Source organism: Amycolatopsis sp. NPDC104775 (assembly GCF_055583325.1).
In genome coordinates this window covers 288,259-306,769 of the sequence record NZ_JBVJOE010000008.1, presented here as the reverse complement: position 1 = coordinate 306,769, position 18,511 = coordinate 288,259, and the positions used below count along the sequence as shown (strand labels likewise).

The following is an 18,511-nucleotide window of genomic DNA, read 5'->3' as shown; positions in this document are numbered from 1 at the left end:
GGGCGGGCGCGGCGTCAGAGCTCACCCGCCATCGGGCGGATCTCGACGGTGCCCGCCCGCCGATCCGGATTGGGCGCCCGCTTCATCAGCTCGACGATCTCGGCGAGCGACTCGCCCTCCAGAATCCACACGCCGGCGACGAGTTCCTTGGTCTCGGCGAACGGGCCGTCGACCACGCTGGGCTCCGCCTCCCCGTCGAACCACAGCAGCCGGGCGCCTTCCGCGCTGGGCGTCAGCCCGGCCGCCCGCACCAGGTGGCCGGATTCGGCGAGTTCCGTGTTGAACCGGCCCATCTGCTCCACCAGCTCCGCGCTCGGCGCGGCTCCCGCTTCGGACTCCTCGCTGGCTTTCACCAGCACCATGAACCGCATCAGTTCTTCGCGGCCTGCTCGCGCAGGTTCTCTTCGGCCTCGCGCAATTCCGGGGTGAGGTTGTCGCCGAAATCGGCCGCCTCGAAGATCCGCCGGATCTCGATCTCGTGGTGCGCGCCGTCGGTGTTGGGCACGCGCTTGATCCACTCCACGGCTTCCTCGAGCGAACGGACCTGGAGAATCCAGAACCCGGCGATCAGCTCCTTGGTCTCGGCGAACGGCCCGTCGACCACGCTGGGCTCGCCGTCCCCGGAGAACTTCACCCGGGCGCCCTCGGAGCTGGGGGCCAGTCCCTCGCCCGCGAGCATCACGCCGGCCCGCACGAGTTCCTCGTTGAACTTGCCCATCTCGGCGAGCAGTTCAGTGCTGGGCAGCTGGCCCGCTTCGCTCTCTTCGCTGGCCTTCATGATCACCATGAATCGCATCTTCGGTTCCCCTTCGTTCTCGGCTTGCCTTCACCTGTGCGTCGAACGGGCCGGGGCCGGATCGACAGGGTGCTCAAACTTTTTTTCCGGTCGCGAAACTAGCAGGTCAGGCGAACTTCGGGGGACAAAACGGGCGTGGGAGAATCGGTGCCCGTGGCAGTACTCCCCGAAGCTCTCCGCGCCGCCCTCGACGACGAACTGGCCCGGTTCCCCGAATCCCGGCTCGCACAGGCCGTGGACCGGCTCAGCAAGCGTTATCGACAAGGTGACTCAGCGACGTCGCCGATCCTTTCTTCCGAGCTGGATGTCGCCGCGTACGCCGGGTACCGGATGCCAGCGACGTACGCGGCGGTCAGCGCGGTGCTGGAAGAGGTGGCTGCCGCCGCGCCCGGGTTCGTTCCGAAGACGCACGTCGACATCGGCGGCGGCACCGGCGCGGCCGTATGGGCAGCGGCCGGCGTATGGCCGTCACTGGAGAAGTGCACTGTCTTGGAGCAAGTGGCGGCCGCGCTGGCGCTGGGCCGCAAGCTTGCGGCGCACGCTGACGAGCCAGCCGTCCGCACCGCGGTCTGGCAGCGCGGACTGGTCGATTCCGCAGCGGCCGCGCCAGAGGCCGATTTGGTCACCCTGTCGTACGTCCTCGGCGAGCTGCCAGAGCGCGGCCGTGCCGAGGTCGTCCAGTGGCTCGCCGCGAAAGCCGGCACTGTCGTGCTCATCGAGCCCGGAACGCCCGCGGGATTCGCGCGGATCCGCGAAGCCCGCGAAGTGCTGCGCGAAATGGGTCGCAGTGTGGTGGCGCCGTGCCCGCACGACGACGCCTGCCCGATCAAGCCGGGAGAAGACTGGTGCCACTTCTCCGCCCGGCTGCCCCGAAGCGGGGTGCACCGGCGGATCAAGTCCGGCACTCTGGGATTCGAGGACGAGAAGTTCTCGTACGTGGCGGCCACGTCGGCACCGGTCGACCGTCCGTCGGCCCGGATCATCCGACATCCGCGCAAGCACAAGGGGTTCGTGCAACTCGACCTGTGCACGGTCGAGGGGCTCGCTCCCGGCACAGTCGTGTCGAAGCGGCACGGCGTCCGCTACCGCGCCGCTCGCGACGCGGAATGGGGAGACGCCTGGAGCGTGGAGTAGCCCGGTTTCTCCGGCTGCGGTGTCTGGACGGCCGCGTCGGCTCCGACTGTCTGGTGTCAGCGGACCCGAACCGGAAAGGACACCCCATGGACTTCCAGGAGCGCTGCGCCGAGATCGTGCGACAGACGGAACTGCTCGCCGCGGCCGTCGAAGGCGCGGACCGGACGGCGCGGGTCGCGGCGTGCCCGGAGTGGAACCTCGGCCAGCTGCTCGATCACGTCAGCACCGGGCACCGGTGGGCGGAGGAAACCGTGCGGACGCGGGCCAGTCATTGGCTGCCGGACGACGCACTCCGGACACCGGTGGACACTCCGCGCCCAGCGTCGTGGCTCGTGGACGGAGCGAGAGCGTTGGTGGCAACGCTGCGCGAAGCGGGTCCGGACGCGGAGGTGTTCACACCGGTGCCGAACGGGCCGCCGCGAGCAGCCTTCTACGCGCGTCGGTTCATGAACGAGACGCTGATCCACCGCGCCGACGCGACGCTGGCCGCAGGCGGGGAATTCACCGTCACGCCGGAAGTCGCGCACGACGCGATGGAGGAATGGCTGGAACTCGGGTCGCTGCCACAACTGCTGGAGTACGTTCCCGAACGCCGCGAACTGCTCGGCCCGGACCGCACGATCCACCTCGCGCCGACCGACCATCCGGCGTCCTGGACGGTCGACCTCACCGGCGACCAGCTGGCCTGGCGTCCGGGCGCACCGGCGAACGCGGCGGTCACCGCGGCCGCGCCGTTGGGCGATCTCCTGCTGATGGTCTACGGCAGGCTGCCGTCGGACATCGCGGACCGCACTGGCGACGCGGTCTATCTGGATCGCTGGCTCGCACTCGTCGGTTTCAGCTGAGCCGGTCAGTCCCAGCGGATCGGGAGGCTTTTGATCCCGTTCTGGAAATTCGAGCGCAGCCGGCGGGGTTCGCCCGCGAGACGCACTTCGCCGAGCTGGTCGAAGACCGCCTCGAACAACGCCCGCATCTGCATCCGCGCGAGGTGCGAGCCAAGGCAGAAATGCGGGCCGTGGCCGAACGTCAGATGTTCGGTCGGCGCCCGGGTCACGTCGAATGCGTCCGGATCGGGAAACACCGTCTCGTCGCGGTTGGCCGAGGAGAACCACACCACGACCTTGTCCCCGGCCTTGATGTCCACATCGGACAGTCGAGTGTCCTGCGTCGCGGTGCGGCGGAAGTGCATCACCGGCGTGTGCCAGCGCAGCATCTCTTCGACCGCGCCGGGAAGCAGGCTTCGGTCGTCGAGCAGCTTGCGGTACTGCTCGGGATGCGCGAGCAAGGCGGCCATCCCACCCGGCAGGCCATTGCGCAGAGTTTCGTTGCCAGCTACGGAAAACAACCAGAAAAGATTCTCGAACTCCGCGATCGACACCCGGCCGCCGTCGTCGTCCACGTACTGCATCAAGTTGCTCATCACGTCGTCGCCGGGGTGTGCGCGTTTGTGCTCGCCAAGGGCGTGCGCGTAGGCGTAAAGATCCGGCATTCCGGCGCGGCTGCGCGGATCCGGCATCTGGCCGTCCGGGCCGGGTTCCGGGCGCACGGCCAGTGCGGCACGGGCGAGGTCGGTGACGTCGTCGGCTTTGACGGTCGCGCTCACCGCGTATTCGGGGTCCTGGAAGCCGATCACGCGGTTGCTCCAGTCGAACATCAGCCTGCGGTCCCGCTCGGGCACGCCGAACACCTCGGCGAGCGTGAGCAAGGGCAGGTCGGCGGCGATGTCCTTGGCGAAATCGCATTCGCCGCGATCGGCCACCGCCGCGACGAGATCCCGTGCCCAGCCGTCGATCCGCTCAGCGATCCGGCCGACCGCGCGCGGGGTGAACGCTTTCGTGAGCAGCCCGCGCAGCCTGCCGTGCTCGGGCGGGTCCATGTTGAGCATCATCCGGCGCACGTAGCGCAGGTCCTCGGCGGTGGCCGGGTCGCGGATCTGCGTGCCGCCGAGCTGCGAGGAAAACACCGCCGGGGTGCGGAGTACCTGCCGTACGTCGGAGTGGCGCAGCACCGCCCAGAAATCGCCGATCCGCGTCACCGGCGTTTCCTGGCGCAGGCGGGCAAGCAGGTCGTAAGGCACACCCGTGACGTAGGTGTCCGGGTCGGCGATGACAGCACTCGACACGATCCGACCCTAGCCCCGAGACCGCCGCCTGCGGAAAGATCCGTCCGGTGGAAAAGCTGAAGCTGCGCGTCACCGGAGAAGGCGAACCGCCGGTCCTGCTGCTGCACGGGCTCGGCGCCACCGGCGCGGTCTGGGACGGCCTCACCGGCCTGCTCGACCAGCGGCTGCTCGTGCCGGACCTGCCCGGCCACGGTGGCTCGCCTCGGCTGTCCGGGTACACGTTCGAGGCGCTCGCGGCGGCGGTTGCCGAGTCACTGGACGAGCCGGGCCCGGTCGCCGTCCTCGGCCATTCGCTCGGCGGTGTCGTCGCGCTGGAGCTGGCGAGCGGCCGTTACGGGCTCGATGTCCGCAGCGTGCTGGCAGTGGGCATCAAAGTGGAGTGGAGCGAAGACGAGCTGGCCCGGGCCGCCGCGATGGCTGCCCGGCCACCACGGTTTTTCGACAGCCGAGAGGAGGCGGAAACCGCCTATCTGAAGATCGCCGGGCTGACCGGTCTGGCTCCGGCCGACCCCGACGGCGTCACCGAAACAGCGGACGGCTGGCGGCTGGCCCTGGACCCGCCCGCCTTCGGTGTCGGCCGCCCGGAGATGCCGAGCCTGCTGGCGGCCGCGCGCTGCCCTGTGGTGCTCGCCACCGGCGAGAACGATCCGATGTGCCGTCCCGAGCAGTTGCGTGCCCTCGTTCCCGAGGCAGTGGTGCTGTCCGGGCTTGGGCACAACGCACACGTGGAGGATCCAGCCGCGGTGGCGGCGTTGCTCACCCCGCGAGGCGACTGAGCAGGCGCTTAGACTGGCCGGGTGACGACGATCGATCCGACCCGGACCGGGCTAGACCAGCTGTTGAAGCTCGAACCGCTCGAGCTGAACCTGTTCCGCGGCTGGTGCCACCAGGGTTCGCCGCAGCGGGCGTTCGGCGGTCAGGTCGCGGCGCAGGCGCTCACCGCGGCGGGCGCGACCGTGCCCGCCGCACGGCATGTGCACTCGCTGCACGGCTATTTCATCCGCGGCGGCCGCACCGACATGCCGATCATCTACGAGGTCGAGCGCACCCGCGACGGCGGTTCGTTCACCACGCGCCGGGTCGTCGCGATCCAGAACGGCGAGAGCATTTTCAGCCTGTCCGCGTCGTTCCAGACCGAGGCGGACAGCAGCGCGCACCAGGCGCGGATGCCGGAGGTTCCCGCCCCGGACGAGGCGGGCGTCGTCGAGCAGGATCGCTCGCCGATCGTGCTGTCCGCCATCGAAGTCCGCTTCGTCAGCCACCCGGAAACCGGCCTGCCCGACACCGGCCGCGGCCCGCGGCAGCGGATCTGGGTGCGAGCGAAGGACGCGCTGCCGGACGCCCCGCTGGCGCACGTCTGCGCGCTCACCTACATCTCCGACATCCGCCTGGCGGGCACCGCTCTGCTGCCGCACCGCGACGACCCGGGCGAACCGCAGCTGACGTCGCTGGACCACGCAGTGTGGTTCCACCGCCCGTTCCGCGCGGACGAATGGCTGCTGTTCGACATGGAAAGCCCGAGCTACGCGAACACCCGAGGCCTGACCCACGGCGAATTCTTCACCACCGACGGACGGCTCGTCGCCTCGGTGACGCAGGAGGTGCTGCTCCGCAGGCGCTGAACGAGTCCGATGTAGACAGTTCAGCCAAGCCGGACGCGCACCGGCCCCGCCGGTTCCGCGGCGGTCTCGGCAACCGGCTCGCGCAGCACCTTCGACAACTGCCACGCTTCCAGCCCCGCGAGGACGGTGTTGGCGACCACGAGCGCCAAGTACAACCCGGCCTGCACCGAAAGCTGGAACGGATGCAGGTCGGAAGCGCTGGTCAGCAAAGAAATATGGCACGCGACCACGACCGCCATCGAAGCCGCGGACAATCCGCCGAGCACGATGAGCACTACTCGCAGCACCCGGGTGCGCCGCCAGTTCAGGTAGCCGGTCTGGACCAGATCCGGCGTGCTGACCATGACGAGCCCGCAGCCGTAACCGGAAAAACCGCCGACCACGCCGCCGCCGGCGACCAGCGCGGTCGTCAGGTGATCCGAAACCGGGACCCGGTAGGCGGCGAGGATCGCGGCCACGCAGACCAGCAGTCCCAGCGGCAGGTGCGGCCAGCCGTACCAGGGAAGCCGCCGCTCCATGCGGAGAATCGTCGGCAGGTCGATGTCGCGGTACGCCTCGGGGTCGCGCAAAGCCATTCGCACCGTTCCTCTCGTCCCGGAAACCCCCGGTGTGTGCGCGGTGACCGGCGAAGCCTAGGCCAGGCCGACGGGCCGTGCAAAACCCACCCGATCCCGCCGACCGGCGGGATCGGATCACCGAACCCTTACCCGCGCATCCCTCTCCCGAAACCGCCCGGACCGGAAGACCTCGTGACCCACGCCACCCACTAGTGGACTCATATCCTCCCGACCAGCGACAACTACCCCCGAACGCGTATTCATTCCTTGCACTTCCTCCTGGCTCGTCCCGCGATGTCCGGTAGAGCGATTTTCTGTCGGTGGGGCCAGTTAGGCTGCACGCATGAACACCGACGAACCCACCGTCGCCGCCGAAGATCTCGCCAAGGGCCAGTGGTTCTGGCACGAACCCGCTCCCGGCCTGCGTTCCTGGCCGCTGCAGGTGGCCACGGCCGAGATCCTGGAAGACGCCGTCCGCATCATCACCACCGACGAGGTCCGCGAACTGGTCTCGTACGCCCGCGACCGCCGGGTCCGCCTGGCTGTCGCTTCCTGAACAACAACCACTACTGGGGAAATCTGGGGGATCGGGCTGGCCGCACCTCGCGAGCAGCCCGTCCATTATGGACACCGCATCCGGCGCTCTCTTGGCTCCGGCACTGAACTTCCACGTTTCCAGCGCCGTTCACACCGCACAACGACGGTCGCCGCGAGCTGCACGCGCTCGCAACGTAATTTCCACCGTGCGTAATCGTCGTACCCGACTTACGCTCCGCACCTCGGTCACGACCCCGCGATAAGCACCAAGCGCGCGGGAATCCGTTGACTCGCAAGCCTGTCCGGCTCAGCGGGAAAGAACCCCTTGGAGCAGAACGTCCAGGAGATGCCGAGCGCGGGAATCCCACTCGTCCTCGTCCAGGCGAGTCAGGTAGCCCGACAGAATGAAGAGGTCACGAGCATCGACGTCCGGGCGGATGGCTGCCTCAGCCTTTCCGGCGTCGAGCAGAAGGGTGATCGCATCCCCGAGCGGACCGTGGCTTTCTTCGGACAGTCCTTTCCACACCGCGGTTTCCAATGCCGCGAAGACACCGCGCTTGACCCGTGCGTATTCGGCGATCCGATCGAACCAGCGGGACAGCGCCTCGACCGGACCGTGTGCCTCCAACAGCTCCGGAGCCAGCGCGACCAGTTCCTCCACCTCCTGCCGGTACACCTCGGCTAGCAGGTCCTCGCGCGTGGGAAAGTGCCGATACAGCGTCCCCTGCCCCACACCCGCCGACTTGGCCACCGCGTTGAGCCGCAACTCTCCCGAAGCGGCAATCGCCGCACGGGCGATCTCAACGATCCGCTCCCGGTTCTCCCGGGCGTCAGCCCGCTGAGCCGCGTTCATCGCCGACGACCGGCACCAGTGGAAACGCACATACCGCAACGGTATCGCGGACCCAGGGAGTGCTGCATAATCTGGCGTTCCCGGCACGCCCGAGCACCAGCCGAGCAAGGAACGGCAGCGGTCCCGGCAACGCCCACGCTGCGCTCCCGGACAAACCGCCGCGCTGGTGATCCCAGCCAAACCGCCACCACGTTGGTGATCCCGGACGGACCGCCGAACTGATGCTCCAGGTCCGACCGCCATACCGACGTGACCGACCAAAGCACCACACCGGCTATCCCGCGAGAGCACCACCTTGGCGACCCCGCCAGACGCCCATACCGACGCGACCGACCAGAACACCGCACCGGCAGCCCGCCCAAACCAACGCACCGGCAGCCCGCCAGAGCACCACACTGCCGACCGCACCAGACACCCACACCGACGTCACCGACCAGAACACCGCACCGGCAACCCACCAAACCACCACACTGGCAATCCCGGCCAGAGCACCACACCGCCGACCCCACCGGACACCCATCCCGACATCACCGACCAGAACACTGCACCGGCAACCCGCCAGGCCACCCTGCGCTCCCAGCCAGACCGCCGCACCGACATTCCCGACCGGACCGCTCCGAACAGGACGGAATGACCACCGCGAGCCCACCACTAATGCCGATGATCACCACATCAGCAGCCGTGCACGCTCCGCGTGCGAGAAGCCGGGCGAGCGACGCAACAGGGCGTTGTCCAACAACCCAACCCACCCATTGATAACCACCACCTCCGCGTTGAAACACACCACGCATAACTCGCCGTTTCGATTGACAACCCTTCCGGACCGAGCAGAGGCTGGTTACAAGCTGCCGTCGTCCGGATCGGTCCGGTTATCCTGTCAACGACAGGCGAAAACCGCACCGAAAGGCCAGACCCGGCACGAGCCGCTACCTGTCACTACTTCTCTGGTGAGGAAAACGATGTCTCTCGAGCACGCCGCACCCTCCGCCCCGGCCGCCGGCAGCCAGGACCGGCGGATCGCCGCGCTGGAAGAGACCGTCGCGGGGCTGGTTCGGCGGGTCGGAGTGCTGGAGGCCGAGGCGGAGATCCGCCGGGTGCAGGCTCGCTACATGTTCCTCTGCGACACGCCCTGCCCCGAGTTCGGCGTCGGCGACGACGACGCGCGGATCGACCGCATCATGGAGCTCTACACCGAGGACGCGGTGTGGGAGGGCGTCGGCGAGTACTACGACGGGCAGTTCGGGCGAGCCGAGGGCGCGAAAGCGATCCGAGCGCATTTTCAGCGGTTCTGGGGCGAGAAAAAGGATCCCGAACTTCTGCTGAACGCACATTACCTCACCTCCGAACAAATCCACGTGGACGGCGACGAGGCCACCGGGCAATGGATCCACATGCAACCGTGGCTGTTCTCCGACGGTAAAGCGCTTCTTCGGTCCAGCCGGTTGAACAACGCGTTCCGCCGCGTCGGCGACACCTGGCGGATCACGCGCACCCGCACCGAAAACGTCTTCATCGCCCCGTTGCCGGAAGGCTGGGCCAGCGACTATCCCTCGGCGTCGGTGCTGATGAAGCCATGAGCGACGACCCGGTCGTGCACGTGGTGGACGACGACGAGGATCTCCGGCAGTCCCTGGTGTTCCTGCTGGAGAGCGTCGGCGTGCAGGCGTTGACGTATCCGGACGCCCAGACGTTCCTCGACGAGTTCGATCCGGCCGAGCCCTCGGTGGTGATCGTCGACGTGCGCATGCCCGCGATCAGCGGCTTTCAGCTGCAGGAAAAGCTCGCGGAAATCGACTGCCCGGCCCCGCTGATCTTCTGTTCCGCGCACGGCGACATTCCGATGTCGGTCCGGGCACTCACCGCGGGGGCGGTCGATTTCCTGGAAAAGCCTTATCAGGCCCAGCGCATGGTCGAAGTCGTTCAGACGCAGCTGATCGAGGCCCGCCGCCGGTTCTCCGAGCACGCGGAGCGGCAGGCGGTGCGGGCGCGGCTCGACACCCTGACCCAGCGCGAGCGTGAGGTGCTGCGGCTGGTGGTCGACGGGATGCCCAGCCAGGCGATCGCGCACCGGCTGGGCACCAGCGTCAAAACCGTCGACGTGCATCGGGCGCGGATCAAGGCGAAGACGTCGGCGGACAGCCTGGGGACGCTGGTCCGCGACATCCTCACCCATCGCGTCACCGTCTGAGCGCGGCCTCCACCCAGCGGCCCGTGCCCAGCAGCGCGGACTCCCCCGAAGCACTGCCGACCAGCTGCAACCCCAGCGGCAAGCCAGCCTCGTCGCGCAGGCCCGGCACGGCGACGACCGGCAGGCCCAGCGCCTGCCACGGACGGCTGAGCACCGGATCCCCGGTCGCGGACAGACCTGCCGGAGCCGAACCGAGCGCGGCGGGGGCGAGCACGGCGTCGTAACCGGCGGTGATCTCGGCGAGTCGCGAAGCACCGGAAGCGACGACGTCCAGCGCGGCCTCGTACTCCGCGCGCGGCATCTCCGCGCCGGTACGCAGCAGTTGCGCCAGCGGGGCGCTGAGCCGGTCCGCGGAAGCAAGCTCGACGGAACGTTCCCGCGCCGCCTCGTAGGCCATCACCACGGGGTGTGCGGCGGTCAAAGCGGGGACGAGAGCGGGGTCTGGGAATTCGTCGACTACGGCACCGGCGGCTCGCAGCTGAGAAACCGCAGTACCGACAGCGTTCTCCATAGCTGGGCTGACGTCGGCTGAGGACCACACCAGCAGGCGCGGCGCGGAAGAGGCAGCGACCTCCGGTTCCCCCGACAGCGCTGACCAGGCCAAGGCCAGATCGGAAACCGTCGCGGTGAACATGCCGTGGCTGTCCAGGCTTGGGCTCAGGCCGGTGACGCCGTCGACCGGGAACCGGCCCCGGCTCATGACCAGCGAAGCGACTCCGCAGAACGCGGCTGGTCGCGTGACCGAGCCAGCAGTCTGCGACCCGAGCGCCAGCGGGACGTGGCCAGCGGCAACGGCGGCGGCGGAACCGCTGGAGGAACCACCGGGTGTGTGGCCAGGCGCGGCGGGGTTATCCGTGGGTCCGGGCGCGAAGAAGGCGAATTCCGTGGTGACCGTTTTGCCGATCGGCACCGCTCCGGCCCGACGCCATTCGCGGACGATCGAAGCGTCCACAGTGGCCGGTGGAGCATCCGCGCGCAGGACGGAACCGCAGCGGGTCGGAAGCCCGGCCAAGTCGATGATGTCCTTGACGCCCAACGGAACTCCGCCCAGCGGTCCCGTCGAGACAGGCAGGTAAGCCGAGGAAACCCAGGCGTCGTAAGAAGCCGCCGCGATGCGTGAGCGAGCCTCCGCGATGGCGGCTTCGGGAGTCGTCCGGCCAGCGGCCAGATCATCGACCAGGGCGCGCAGCGACCACCGGCCGGTCACGGCTGGGTCCAGGCGGCGTCGGCGGTCCAGTAGTCCATGCCGCTCGAGCTGACCGCGTGCCGCCATTCGGACGTCCGGCGCAGCAGCGGTTCGACGCGCGCGGTGGCCTCGTCGGCGGCGTCCGGACCGTCGGCGGCGACCTGCCAGTGCACCCAGTCCAGTTCGCGGCCCTGTTCGTCGTGCACGAAGAGGTCGACGTGCCGCCAGCCGTAGCCGTGCGTGTCGTTGTAGCAGGTCAGGGTCATCCGTTCCACGGGTTCTCCTCGATCAGGCGCTCAGCGCGGCAAGCCGGTGGAAGCGGCGCTGGAAATACACCAAAGCACCGCTGTCCGGCGCGGTCAGCACCTTTTCGATCTCTACGAACAGCACCGAATGCGACCCATGCTCCTGCTCGGCGGCGATCCGGCCGACCAGCGAGGCCGCCGCGCCGCGCAGGACCGGGGCGTCCTCGCTGTCGAGGTCCCAGCAGTCCTGGTCGAAGCGTTCGGCGGTCGGGACCTTCGTCGCGCCGGCGAAGTGCATGGCCAGGTCCTCCTGCCCGGGGCCGAGGACATTGACGCAGACCCGGCCGTTGCCGACCAGGATCGCGTGCGACCGGCTCGACCGGTTGACGCACACGAGCACGGTCGGCGGGCTGTCGGTGACCGAGCAGGCGGCGCTCACCGTCATCCCGGCGAGGCCGTGCGGGCCTGCGGTGGTCACGACGTTGACGGCCGCGGAGAGGTTGGCCATCGCGGTGCGGAATTCGCGCTGGGTCCGGGTCAGCTCGGACACGGTGCCTCCTAGGACTGGGGCCGGGACTGAGCCGACCGTACAAAGCCGCACCGGTCGCGGGATATCGAGAACTTCCCCGGCGTAGCTGAAGAATTCCTAACCCGGGCCGGTCGCGGGCAGTGCGAAGCCGAACCGCGAACCGCCTCCGGCGCGGTGTTCGGCCCAGATCGTCCCGTGCTGGCGGGTGATGATGCGGTGGCTCAGCGCCAGCCCGATGCCGCTGCCGCGCTCCTTCGCGGTGAACGACTCGTCGAACGGGTTGCGCGGGAAGCCGCGGCCGCGGTCGTCCACGGTGACCACACCGGTGCCGCCGTCGCGACGTGTGGTGAGCACGAGCTTGCGCCGCTGCTGCGGGCACTGGGCCATTTCCTCGATCGCGTTGAAGCACAGGTTGAGCACGACCTGGCCGGTCAGCACGCGTTCGCAGTGCACGGGCACCGCCTCGGCGGATCGGTCGAACCGCACCTCGATCGCGGCCGGTTCGGCGCGCAACCGCACGAAATACAGGCATTCCTCGACGATCTCGTTGAGGTCGGCCACCTGCTCCACGTGCTCCAGATGCCCGACGAACGCCCGCACCGACGACACGATCTGGCTCGCCCGTTCGATCTGCCGGACCGCGCTGTCGATGCCGTACACGACCGGCGCGGCGTCGAGCGTCCGCGACCGGACTCCGGCCAGGAAGTTGCCCGCGGCGGCGAGCGGCTGACTCAGCTCGTGCGCGATCGCCATCGCCATGTCGCCCATCGCGGTGTAGCGCGCCAGGTAGTTCTCCCGGTGCAGCTCACGCTCGCGCCGGACCTCGCCGCGGACGCGTTCGGACACGTCGTAGAGCAGCAGCAGAAACGCGTCTCCACCAGGCTCTTGAAGTCGTTCGACGCTGCCCTCCAGCCATACGCGACCCTCGATTTCCAGCCGCACCTGCGTGGCTGGCACGGCGCGTTCGCGGACCTCGTCCCAGGTGGCCGGACGGTCGTCGAGGCGCAGACCGGCGTAGTCGGTCAGGCGGCCGAGCGGTTCGTCCGGTGTCGCGCCGAACAACGCGACCGCGGAGTCCGTGGCGAACCGCAGCTCACCCGAGCTGTCGAGCATCAACGCGATCGCCGACGTCTGCCGGGCCAGCGCGTCCACCCAAGACGTGGTCAACCGCAGCTCACGCTCGATTTCCTGCTCGCGTTCGATGTCGCGGAACTGCACCATCACCGCCGGGCCTTGTTCCAGCTCGACCCGCGTGGCCACCGCGTCCGTCGGAATCACCCGGCCGGATTTCGTGCGGTAGTGCCATTCGATCCGGCTGACGCCCTTGTCGACGGCTTCCTGCAGCCACGCCCGGCCGATCACCCGGTCGTATTGCTGCGCGGAGCTGCTCATGTGGTTCGCCTTCAACGGCCGCAACTCCGTGACGCTCCATTCGAGCATCTCGCAGGCAGCCGGGTTGGCCCACAGGATGTTCTTCGTCGCGCCGTCGTGCACGAGCACGCACGTGCGGCTGGCGTTGAGCATCGCGACGAAATCGTGCGTCGTCAGCTCGGGCGCGCGCGGGTCCGCTTCCATCGGCTCAGCGTAAAGCCCCTGGCTGGCGGCTCGCACTGAAGAAATCCCCTACGCCCGCTCAGGCACTACCAATTCCCGCGCGGCGGAGTCCTTCGTACCGTCGGGACCGACCGCACCGGCATTGTGAGGAGCAGCGATGAGCGAAGTCACCCTGGAGGAGGTGCTCGCCGAGCTCGCCCAGCGCAAGGACGAGTTCCAGCAGCAGCGCTACGTTCCGCGGGACTTCATCGACCGGCTCAAACAGCTCGGCGTCTACCGGGCCAGCACGCCGGCGAAGTTCGGCGGCAACCCGCTGCCGCCCGCGGAATTCCTCCGCCTGATCGAGCGAATTTCCACAGTGGACGGTTCGACCGGCTGGGTCGCCAGCTTCGGCTCGTCGTTGATCTACCTCGCCGCGCTTCCGCTGGATACGCAAGCCGAGCTGTACAAGGACGGCCCGGACGTCGCGTTCGCTGGCGGGCTCTTCCCGGTCCAGCCCGCCCCGGCGACCGAGAACGGCTTCCGCGTAGAGGGTCGCTGGAAGTTCGCCAGCGGCTGCATGGGCGCGGACATCCTCGGCGTCGGCATCCCCGGCGACGAATCGACCGGCGGCAAACCGCGTACCGCGCTGCTGCGGCCCGAGCAGGTCGAAATCGTTCAGGAATGGGACGTCGTCGGCATGCGCGGCACCGGTTCGTTCGACTTGGTCGTGCGTGGCGTCGAGGTCCCGCGCGAGTGGACGTTCATCCGCGGCGGAGCACCCACGGTGGACGAGCCGCTCTACCGCTACCCCACGATCGCTTACGCCGCACAGGTTCTCGCCATCGTCGGCGCGGGCGTCGCGCGTGCCGCGCTTGACCACGCCCGCGAGGTCGGCGCTGGCTACACCGGCGTCACCGGTGCACCGAAGCTCGCCGACCGCGGCTACTACCGCACCGGATACGCCGACGCCGAGGCCGCGCTGCGGTCCGCCCGCGCCTGGTTCTACGAGGTCAGTCACGAGGTCTGGGACACCGTCGTTTCCGGCGACGAGGCTTCCGACGAGCAGAACGCCCAGCTGCGGCTTTCGGCCGCGCACCTGGCGAAGACGGCGTCCGAGGTGGTCTCGAAGCTCGTCGAGATCTCCGGCACCGCGCCGATCTACTCGACGCATCCGCTGCGTGGACTTCAAGGCGACGCACTGGTACCCAAGCAGCATGCGTTCCTGGGCCCGGCCATCCACGACGCCGCCGGTGCGGTTCTGATGGGACAACCGCCGACCAGCCCCGGATTCCGCTGACCAGCCACCACCACGACGAGGAGTCTCCGACTGTGAGCACGCAGCCCCTGCGGGTGCTTTTCTGCATCGGCATCAACCAGAACTTCTTCGACCTGCCCGCCGACGGCATCACCATCGGCGATGTCTGGCAGTCCTTCGTGTCCATGATGGATCAGCTGAAAGCGTTGCCCGGCATCACTTTCATCGGTGACATCGACGACGACTCGCACATGGTCGGCCCGTCTGACGGCTGGCCGTGGACCTGCTACATCCTCGCCGACGCCGACAGCCAGGAAACCGTCAAGGCCGGATGCAACCTGCTGCGCACGACGGAGGTCGGCAGCAATGGCGTCAAACTGTGGCGCTTCGCCAAGATCGAAGCCCGGATCGGCCGTCCGCTGACCGTCCGCGAAGACGTCGAACTGCCCGACTGAACCGGAGACCTCATGACTGAGACAGTGCCCGCCGATTTCGCCGAGAGCGACCGCGTCGCCGCCCGGCTGTACACCGACCCGGACATCTTCGAACGCGAAATGACGCAGATTTTCGAGCGTTCGTGGGTATGGGTCGCGCATGAAAGCGAATTGGCCCAGCCGGGGAACTTCAAATCCACGTACGTCGGCCGTCAGCCGGTCATCGTGACGCGGGACCGCAAGGGCACGCTGCACACGATGCTCAACCGCTGCCGGCACCGCGGCGCGAGCCTGTGCGAGAAGCCGAGCGGCAAGGCCAACGGCTTCACCTGCCCGTATCACGCCTGGAGCTACGGCCTCGACGGCAAGCTGCGCGGCATCCCCTACCCGGACGGCTACGAAGGCGTCTTGGAAAAGGGTGAGCTGTCACTGAAGAAGCTCCGCACCGAATCGTACGGCGGCATGGTTTTCGCGACCTTCGCCGAGGACGGCGAGTCCCTTGAGGAATTCCTCGGCGACGCGAAACTGTGGATCGACCGCTTCATGAAACAGGGCGGCGGTTATCCGATCAAGGTGCTGGGCAAACACCAGTTCAAATTCCGCGGCAACTGGAAAATCCAGCTGGAGAACACTACCGACGGCTACCACTTCCCGATCGTGCACCGGTCGTGGATGGCTTCGGTGGACGCGGAAACCGCCGACATGATGTCGTTCATGACCGACCCGTCGGCGATCACGCACGCGCTCGGCAATGGCCACAGCGTCATGCAGATGGTGCCGGAACACTCCGACCTGGACGTCGACGACGGCAGCGAACCGCTGCAGGCCCGCTTCGACCACGTCGTGGCAGAGCTGTCGAAGACGCTGGACGAGGCGCAGGTGCGCAAGGTGGTCCGGGCCATGCACGGCACCGGGTTCAACCTCAACCTGTTCCCGAACGTTTCGATGTCCGCGGCGTTTTTCCGCGTGCTGCGGCCGATTTCGGTCGACGAAACGCTGATCGAGCACGTCGCGATCGGCCCGGACGGACCGCCGGAGCTGGACGTGGTCAACCGCGAACGGCTGCGCATCCACGAACACTTCCAGGGCCCGTTCGGATTCGGCACGCCGGACGACGCCGAGGGCTGGGACCGCGTGCAGCGCGGTGCGCACGGGGGCCCGGACCTGCCGATCCTGGTCAACCGCGGCCTGGCGCGTGAAAAGGCGAGCCCCGAGGGCTGGCCGACCTCGCACGTCACCGACGAAACCGGCATGCGCGCCGCGTACGCCCAGTGGAAGGAGATGATGGGCGATGACTGAAACCATCCCCACCACCGACCCCCGGGTCGCGCGGGCCGTCGACCTCGTCAACCGCGAGGCGGAGCTGCTGGACCGCACCGAATACCACGAGTGGGAAAAGCTGTTCACCGACGACGGGATTTACGTCATCCCGATCGACCGGGAAACCGACGATTTCGCCGGCTCGCTGAACATGGTCTACGACGACGCTCGGATGCGGCAGATGCGCGTCGCGCGAATGACCGAGGGTTACGCGCTCGCCGCCGTCGATTCCGCCCGCACGGTGCGGACGGTGTCGCGTTTCGTGCCGGAAACCGTTTCCGATGAAGAAGTCGTGCTGCGTTCGGCACAGATCTTGGTCGCCTACAAGCGTGGCAACCACGACCTGTGGGCGGCGGATCTGGTGCACCGCATCCGGTTCTCCCCGGACGGCCCCGAAGGCGACCGGATCGTGTTGAAGGTCGTCCGGCTGGTCAACAGCGACGACGCCGTTCCGGCCGCGGGATTCCTGCTGTGAGCGCGCCAGCGGAACCGCACGTCGCCGTGGTCACCGGCGGCGCGAACGGGCTCGGGGAAGCGATCGTGCGGCAGTTGCACGCCGAGGGTTATCGCGTCGCGATCGCGGACGTCGACGGCGAAGCAGCCGAAAAGCTTGCGGCGGAACTCCGCAGCTGCCGTGGATACGCGGTCGATGTGCGGGACCGGGCGGCTCTCGCGCAGCTGAAAGACGACGTCGTCCGCGACTTCGGCAGCGTCCAGGTGCTGGTCAACAACGCGGCCCGCACGCAGGCGCGGCCGCTGATGGAGATCACGCCGGAAGACCTCGACGAAGTCCTCGCGGTCAATTTCACCGGCACGTTCACCGCTTGCCAGATTTTCGGTGCGTACTTCGCGGAGCAGGGTTACGGCCGGATCGTCAACATGGCGTCGCTGGCCGGCCAGAACGGCGGTACGGCGACCGGCGGGCATTACGCGTCGTCCAAGGGCGCGATCATGTCCGCGACGAAGGTGTTCGCACGGGAACTCGCGCCGCGCGGGGTCACCGTGAACTCCGTGTCGCCTGGGCCGCTGGACAGCCCGATGGTGCGGTCGATCGTCGGCGAGGACAACCTCGAAGGCTTCACGAAGAACATCCCCGTCGGACGCCTTGGCGACCCGGCGTTCATCGCGCGGATGGTGTCGCTGCTCGCTTCACCCGGCGCGGCCTCGGTCACCGGGGCCTGCTGGGACGCAAACGGCGGCCTTTACCTGCGCTGAGCCGCCTGAAACGGAGAGCCGATGCCGAACACCGTGGTCCGCGTGGCCGAGGTCGTCGAGGAAGCGCCCGGGATCCGGGCGCTTCGCCTCGTGCGCGCCGACGGCCTGCCGTTCGACCCGCTTCCCGCCGGTGCGCACATCGACGTCACCGGTCCGACCGGGATCCTGCGCCAGTATTCGCTGTGCGGGCGGCCGGACGACACGTCGTCGCTGCTGATCGCGGTCAAACGGGAGCCGGATTCGCGCGGCGGTTCCGCGGCGTTGCATACCGTCGCGGAAAACGACAAGCTCGAGATCGGTGAATCCCGAAACCTGCTTTCGCTGGCTCCGGACGCCCAGCGGCACGTACTGATCGCGGGCGGCATCGGCATCACTCCGTTGTTGAGCCTGGCTTATCAGCTGCACGCCGACGGCGCGGAATTCGAACTGCACTACTTCGCCCGCAGCCGGGAATCGGCGGCTTTCGTTTCACTGCTGGAAGAACAGGCTGAATTCCGGGACCGAGTGCTGCTGTATTTCGGCGTGCCGCGCGACGAACAACCTGCGGTACTGGCGGAAGTCGCGACGGGGCTCGACTCCTCCGGGCACGTCTACACCTGCGGTCCGGAAGGGTTCATGGAGCAGGTCACCAGCGTGTTCGCGCCGGTGGTCGGCGAAACGCGGGTGCACGTCGAACATTTCAGCGCGGCCGAGGTCGACACGAGCGGCGACCAGCCGTTCACCGTCGAACTCGACACTGGCGAGGTGTTCGAGATCCCGGCCGAAAAGTCGATCCTGTCGGTGCTGACCGAAAACGGGATCGAGGTGTTCAAATCCTGCGAGGAAGGCATCTGCGGTTCGTGCGTTTCCGGGGTGCTGGAAGGCACTCCGGAGCACCGGGACCAGTGCCTTTCGGCCAGCGACAAGGCGGCGGGCGACCAGATGGCGCTGTGCGTGTCGCGCGCCCGCTCGGAAAAACTGGTGATCGAACTGTACTGACGCG

22 protein-coding genes are annotated in these 18,511 nt (G+C 68.2%); 13 read left to right on the top strand and 9 right to left on the bottom strand.

Going from position 1 to position 18,511, the window contains the following annotated elements; all coding sequences use genetic code 11:
- Positions 1-14: 14 nt before the first annotated feature.
- Positions 15-371, bottom strand: a complete 357-nt coding sequence (locus ACZ63D_RS32000; RefSeq protein ID WP_465358080.1) for a YciI family protein — start codon at positions 369-371, stop codon at positions 15-17.
- Positions 371-796: a YciI family protein gene (locus tag ACZ63D_RS31995; RefSeq protein ID WP_465358079.1), complete on the bottom strand. Its 426-nt coding sequence runs from the start codon at positions 794-796 to the stop codon at positions 371-373. The genes ACZ63D_RS32000 and ACZ63D_RS31995 overlap by 1 nt, the downstream gene beginning before the upstream one ends.
- 153 nt (positions 797-949) lie before the next feature.
- On the opposite strand from ACZ63D_RS31995, the gene ACZ63D_RS31990 reads away from it, so the two are divergent.
- Entirely contained in the window at positions 950-1,930 is a 981-nt protein-coding gene (locus ACZ63D_RS31990; protein WP_465358078.1) for a small ribosomal subunit Rsm22 family protein, read from the top strand.
- An 86-nt stretch (positions 1,931-2,016) separates the two neighbouring features.
- Entirely contained in the window at positions 2,017-2,775 is a 759-nt protein-coding gene (locus ACZ63D_RS31985; protein WP_465358077.1) for a maleylpyruvate isomerase family mycothiol-dependent enzyme, read from the top strand.
- Between the two features lie 5 nt (positions 2,776-2,780).
- Here ACZ63D_RS31985 and ACZ63D_RS31980 read toward each other — a convergent pair whose 3' ends face one another.
- Positions 2,781-4,052: a cytochrome P450 gene (locus tag ACZ63D_RS31980; RefSeq protein ID WP_465358076.1), complete on the bottom strand. Its 1,272-nt coding sequence runs from the start codon at positions 4,050-4,052 to the stop codon at positions 2,781-2,783.
- Between the two features lie 47 nt (positions 4,053-4,099).
- On the opposite strand from ACZ63D_RS31980, the gene ACZ63D_RS31975 reads away from it, so the two are divergent.
- Together ACZ63D_RS31975 and ACZ63D_RS31970 are read left to right on the top strand one after the other, a co-directional pair.
- Entirely contained in the window at positions 4,100-4,828 is a 729-nt protein-coding gene (locus ACZ63D_RS31975) for an alpha/beta fold hydrolase (protein WP_465358075.1), read from the top strand.
- Positions 4,829-4,849: 21 nt separating this feature from the next.
- A complete protein-coding gene (locus tag ACZ63D_RS31970) occupies positions 4,850-5,674 on the top strand; it encodes an acyl-CoA thioesterase (protein ID WP_465358074.1) in 825 nt (274 codons plus the stop codon).
- A 20-nt stretch (positions 5,675-5,694) separates the two neighbouring features.
- On the opposite strand, the gene ACZ63D_RS31965 is transcribed toward ACZ63D_RS31970, so the two are convergent.
- The gene (locus tag ACZ63D_RS31965; RefSeq protein ID WP_465358073.1) at positions 5,695-6,249 is read right to left on the bottom strand and encodes a hypothetical protein; all 555 of its coding nucleotides are present in this window, start codon (positions 6,247-6,249) and stop codon (positions 5,695-5,697) included.
- 325 nt (positions 6,250-6,574) lie between these two features.
- Between ACZ63D_RS31965 and ACZ63D_RS31960 the strand changes: the two genes are divergently transcribed.
- Positions 6,575-6,787 (top strand): hypothetical protein, encoded by a 213-nt coding sequence (locus tag ACZ63D_RS31960; RefSeq protein WP_465358072.1) that lies wholly within the window; start codon positions 6,575-6,577, stop codon positions 6,785-6,787.
- Positions 6,788-7,075: 288 nt separating this feature from the next.
- Here ACZ63D_RS31960 and ACZ63D_RS31955 read toward each other — a convergent pair whose 3' ends face one another.
- Complete coding sequence (locus ACZ63D_RS31955; protein ID WP_465358185.1) at positions 7,076-7,621, bottom strand: TetR/AcrR family transcriptional regulator; 546 nt, start codon at positions 7,619-7,621, stop codon at positions 7,076-7,078.
- 959 nt (positions 7,622-8,580) lie between these two features.
- Here ACZ63D_RS31955 and ACZ63D_RS31950 point away from each other — a divergent pair.
- Together ACZ63D_RS31950 and ACZ63D_RS31945 are read left to right on the top strand one after the other, a co-directional pair.
- On the top strand, positions 8,581-9,198 hold the full coding sequence (locus ACZ63D_RS31950; protein WP_465358071.1) for a nuclear transport factor 2 family protein: 618 nt from the start codon (positions 8,581-8,583) through the stop codon (positions 9,196-9,198).
- Entirely contained in the window at positions 9,195-9,809 is a 615-nt protein-coding gene (locus ACZ63D_RS31945; protein WP_465358070.1) for a response regulator transcription factor, read from the top strand. Before ACZ63D_RS31950 ends, ACZ63D_RS31945 begins: the two co-directional genes overlap by 4 nt.
- On the opposite strand, the gene ACZ63D_RS31940 is transcribed toward ACZ63D_RS31945, so the two are convergent.
- The 4 genes from ACZ63D_RS31940 to ACZ63D_RS31925 all read right to left on the bottom strand — a co-directional run bounded on the left by ACZ63D_RS31940 (position 9,799) and on the right by ACZ63D_RS31925 (position 13,344).
- Positions 9,799-11,016, bottom strand: a complete 1,218-nt coding sequence (locus ACZ63D_RS31940) for an amidase (protein ID WP_465358069.1) — start codon at positions 11,014-11,016, stop codon at positions 9,799-9,801. The genes ACZ63D_RS31945 and ACZ63D_RS31940 overlap by 11 nt on opposite strands.
- Positions 11,013-11,261 carry a hypothetical protein gene (locus ACZ63D_RS31935; RefSeq protein ID WP_465358184.1) on the bottom strand — a complete coding sequence of 83 codons (249 nt, stop codon included), beginning with the start codon at positions 11,259-11,261 and terminating at the stop codon, positions 11,013-11,015. The genes ACZ63D_RS31940 and ACZ63D_RS31935 overlap by 4 nt, the downstream gene beginning before the upstream one ends.
- Positions 11,262-11,283: 22 nt before the next feature.
- Positions 11,284-11,790, bottom strand: a complete 507-nt coding sequence (locus ACZ63D_RS31930) for a flavin reductase (protein WP_465358068.1) — start codon at positions 11,788-11,790, stop codon at positions 11,284-11,286.
- Positions 11,791-11,886: 96 nt separating this feature from the next.
- Entirely contained in the window at positions 11,887-13,344 is a 1,458-nt protein-coding gene (locus ACZ63D_RS31925; protein WP_465358067.1) for a PAS domain-containing sensor histidine kinase, read from the bottom strand.
- Positions 13,345-13,480: 136 nt separating this feature from the next.
- On the opposite strand from ACZ63D_RS31925, the gene ACZ63D_RS31920 reads away from it, so the two are divergent.
- The 6 genes from ACZ63D_RS31920 to ACZ63D_RS31895 are packed head-to-tail and all read left to right on the top strand — an operon-like array spanning position 13,481 to position 18,507.
- Entirely contained in the window at positions 13,481-14,602 is a 1,122-nt protein-coding gene (locus tag ACZ63D_RS31920; protein ID WP_465358066.1) for an acyl-CoA dehydrogenase family protein, read from the top strand.
- A gap of 32 nt (positions 14,603-14,634) precedes the next feature.
- Positions 14,635-15,015: a hypothetical protein gene (locus ACZ63D_RS31915; RefSeq protein ID WP_465358065.1), complete on the top strand. Its 381-nt coding sequence runs from the start codon at positions 14,635-14,637 to the stop codon at positions 15,013-15,015.
- A 12-nt stretch (positions 15,016-15,027) separates the two neighbouring features.
- The gene (locus tag ACZ63D_RS31910; protein ID WP_465358064.1) at positions 15,028-16,293 is read left to right on the top strand and encodes an aromatic ring-hydroxylating oxygenase subunit alpha; all 1,266 of its coding nucleotides are present in this window, start codon (positions 15,028-15,030) and stop codon (positions 16,291-16,293) included.
- Positions 16,286-16,789 (top strand): aromatic-ring-hydroxylating dioxygenase subunit beta, encoded by a 504-nt coding sequence (locus ACZ63D_RS31905; RefSeq protein WP_465358063.1) that lies wholly within the window; start codon positions 16,286-16,288, stop codon positions 16,787-16,789. Before ACZ63D_RS31910 ends, ACZ63D_RS31905 begins: the two co-directional genes overlap by 8 nt.
- Entirely contained in the window at positions 16,786-17,529 is a 744-nt protein-coding gene (locus tag ACZ63D_RS31900; protein WP_465358062.1) for an SDR family NAD(P)-dependent oxidoreductase, read from the top strand. The genes ACZ63D_RS31905 and ACZ63D_RS31900 overlap by 4 nt, the downstream gene beginning before the upstream one ends.
- A 21-nt stretch (positions 17,530-17,550) precedes the next feature.
- Complete coding sequence (locus tag ACZ63D_RS31895) at positions 17,551-18,507, top strand: PDR/VanB family oxidoreductase (protein WP_465358061.1); 957 nt, start codon at positions 17,551-17,553, stop codon at positions 18,505-18,507.
- Positions 18,508-18,511 lie beyond the last annotated feature (4 nt).

Bases quoted from the DNA above. Each gene is read 5' to 3' on its own strand.
- ACZ63D_RS31965 (WP_465358073.1), bottom strand. From the start codon at position 6,249: ATGGCTTTGCGCGACCCCGAGGCGTACCGCGACATCGACCTGCCGACG.
- ACZ63D_RS31935 (WP_465358184.1), bottom strand. From the start codon at position 11,261: ATGACCCTGACCTGCTACAACGACACGCACGGCTACGGCTGGCGGCAC.
- ACZ63D_RS31905 (WP_465358063.1), top strand. From the start codon at position 16,286: ATGACTGAAACCATCCCCACCACCGACCCCCGGGTCGCGCGGGCCGTC.
- ACZ63D_RS31985 (WP_465358077.1), top strand. From the start codon at position 2,017: ATGGACTTCCAGGAGCGCTGCGCCGAGATCGTGCGACAGACGGAACTG.
- ACZ63D_RS32000 (WP_465358080.1), bottom strand. From the start codon at position 371: ATGCGGTTCATGGTGCTGGTGAAAGCCAGCGAGGAGTCCGAAGCGGGA.
- ACZ63D_RS31895 (WP_465358061.1), top strand. From the start codon at position 17,551: ATGCCGAACACCGTGGTCCGCGTGGCCGAGGTCGTCGAGGAAGCGCCC.
- ACZ63D_RS31955 (WP_465358185.1), bottom strand. From the start codon at position 7,621: ATGAACGCGGCTCAGCGGGCTGACGCCCGGGAGAACCGGGAGCGGATC.
- ACZ63D_RS31995 (WP_465358079.1), bottom strand. From the start codon at position 796: ATGCGATTCATGGTGATCATGAAGGCCAGCGAAGAGAGCGAAGCGGGC.
- ACZ63D_RS31945 (WP_465358070.1), top strand. From the start codon at position 9,195: ATGAGCGACGACCCGGTCGTGCACGTGGTGGACGACGACGAGGATCTC.
- ACZ63D_RS31925 (WP_465358067.1), bottom strand. From the start codon at position 13,344: ATGGAAGCGGACCCGCGCGCGCCCGAGCTGACGACGCACGATTTCGTC.
- ACZ63D_RS31920 (WP_465358066.1), top strand. From the start codon at position 13,481: ATGAGCGAAGTCACCCTGGAGGAGGTGCTCGCCGAGCTCGCCCAGCGC.
- ACZ63D_RS31960 (WP_465358072.1), top strand. From the start codon at position 6,575: ATGAACACCGACGAACCCACCGTCGCCGCCGAAGATCTCGCCAAGGGC.
- ACZ63D_RS31950 (WP_465358071.1), top strand. From the start codon at position 8,581: ATGTCTCTCGAGCACGCCGCACCCTCCGCCCCGGCCGCCGGCAGCCAG.
- ACZ63D_RS31910 (WP_465358064.1), top strand. From the start codon at position 15,028: ATGACTGAGACAGTGCCCGCCGATTTCGCCGAGAGCGACCGCGTCGCC.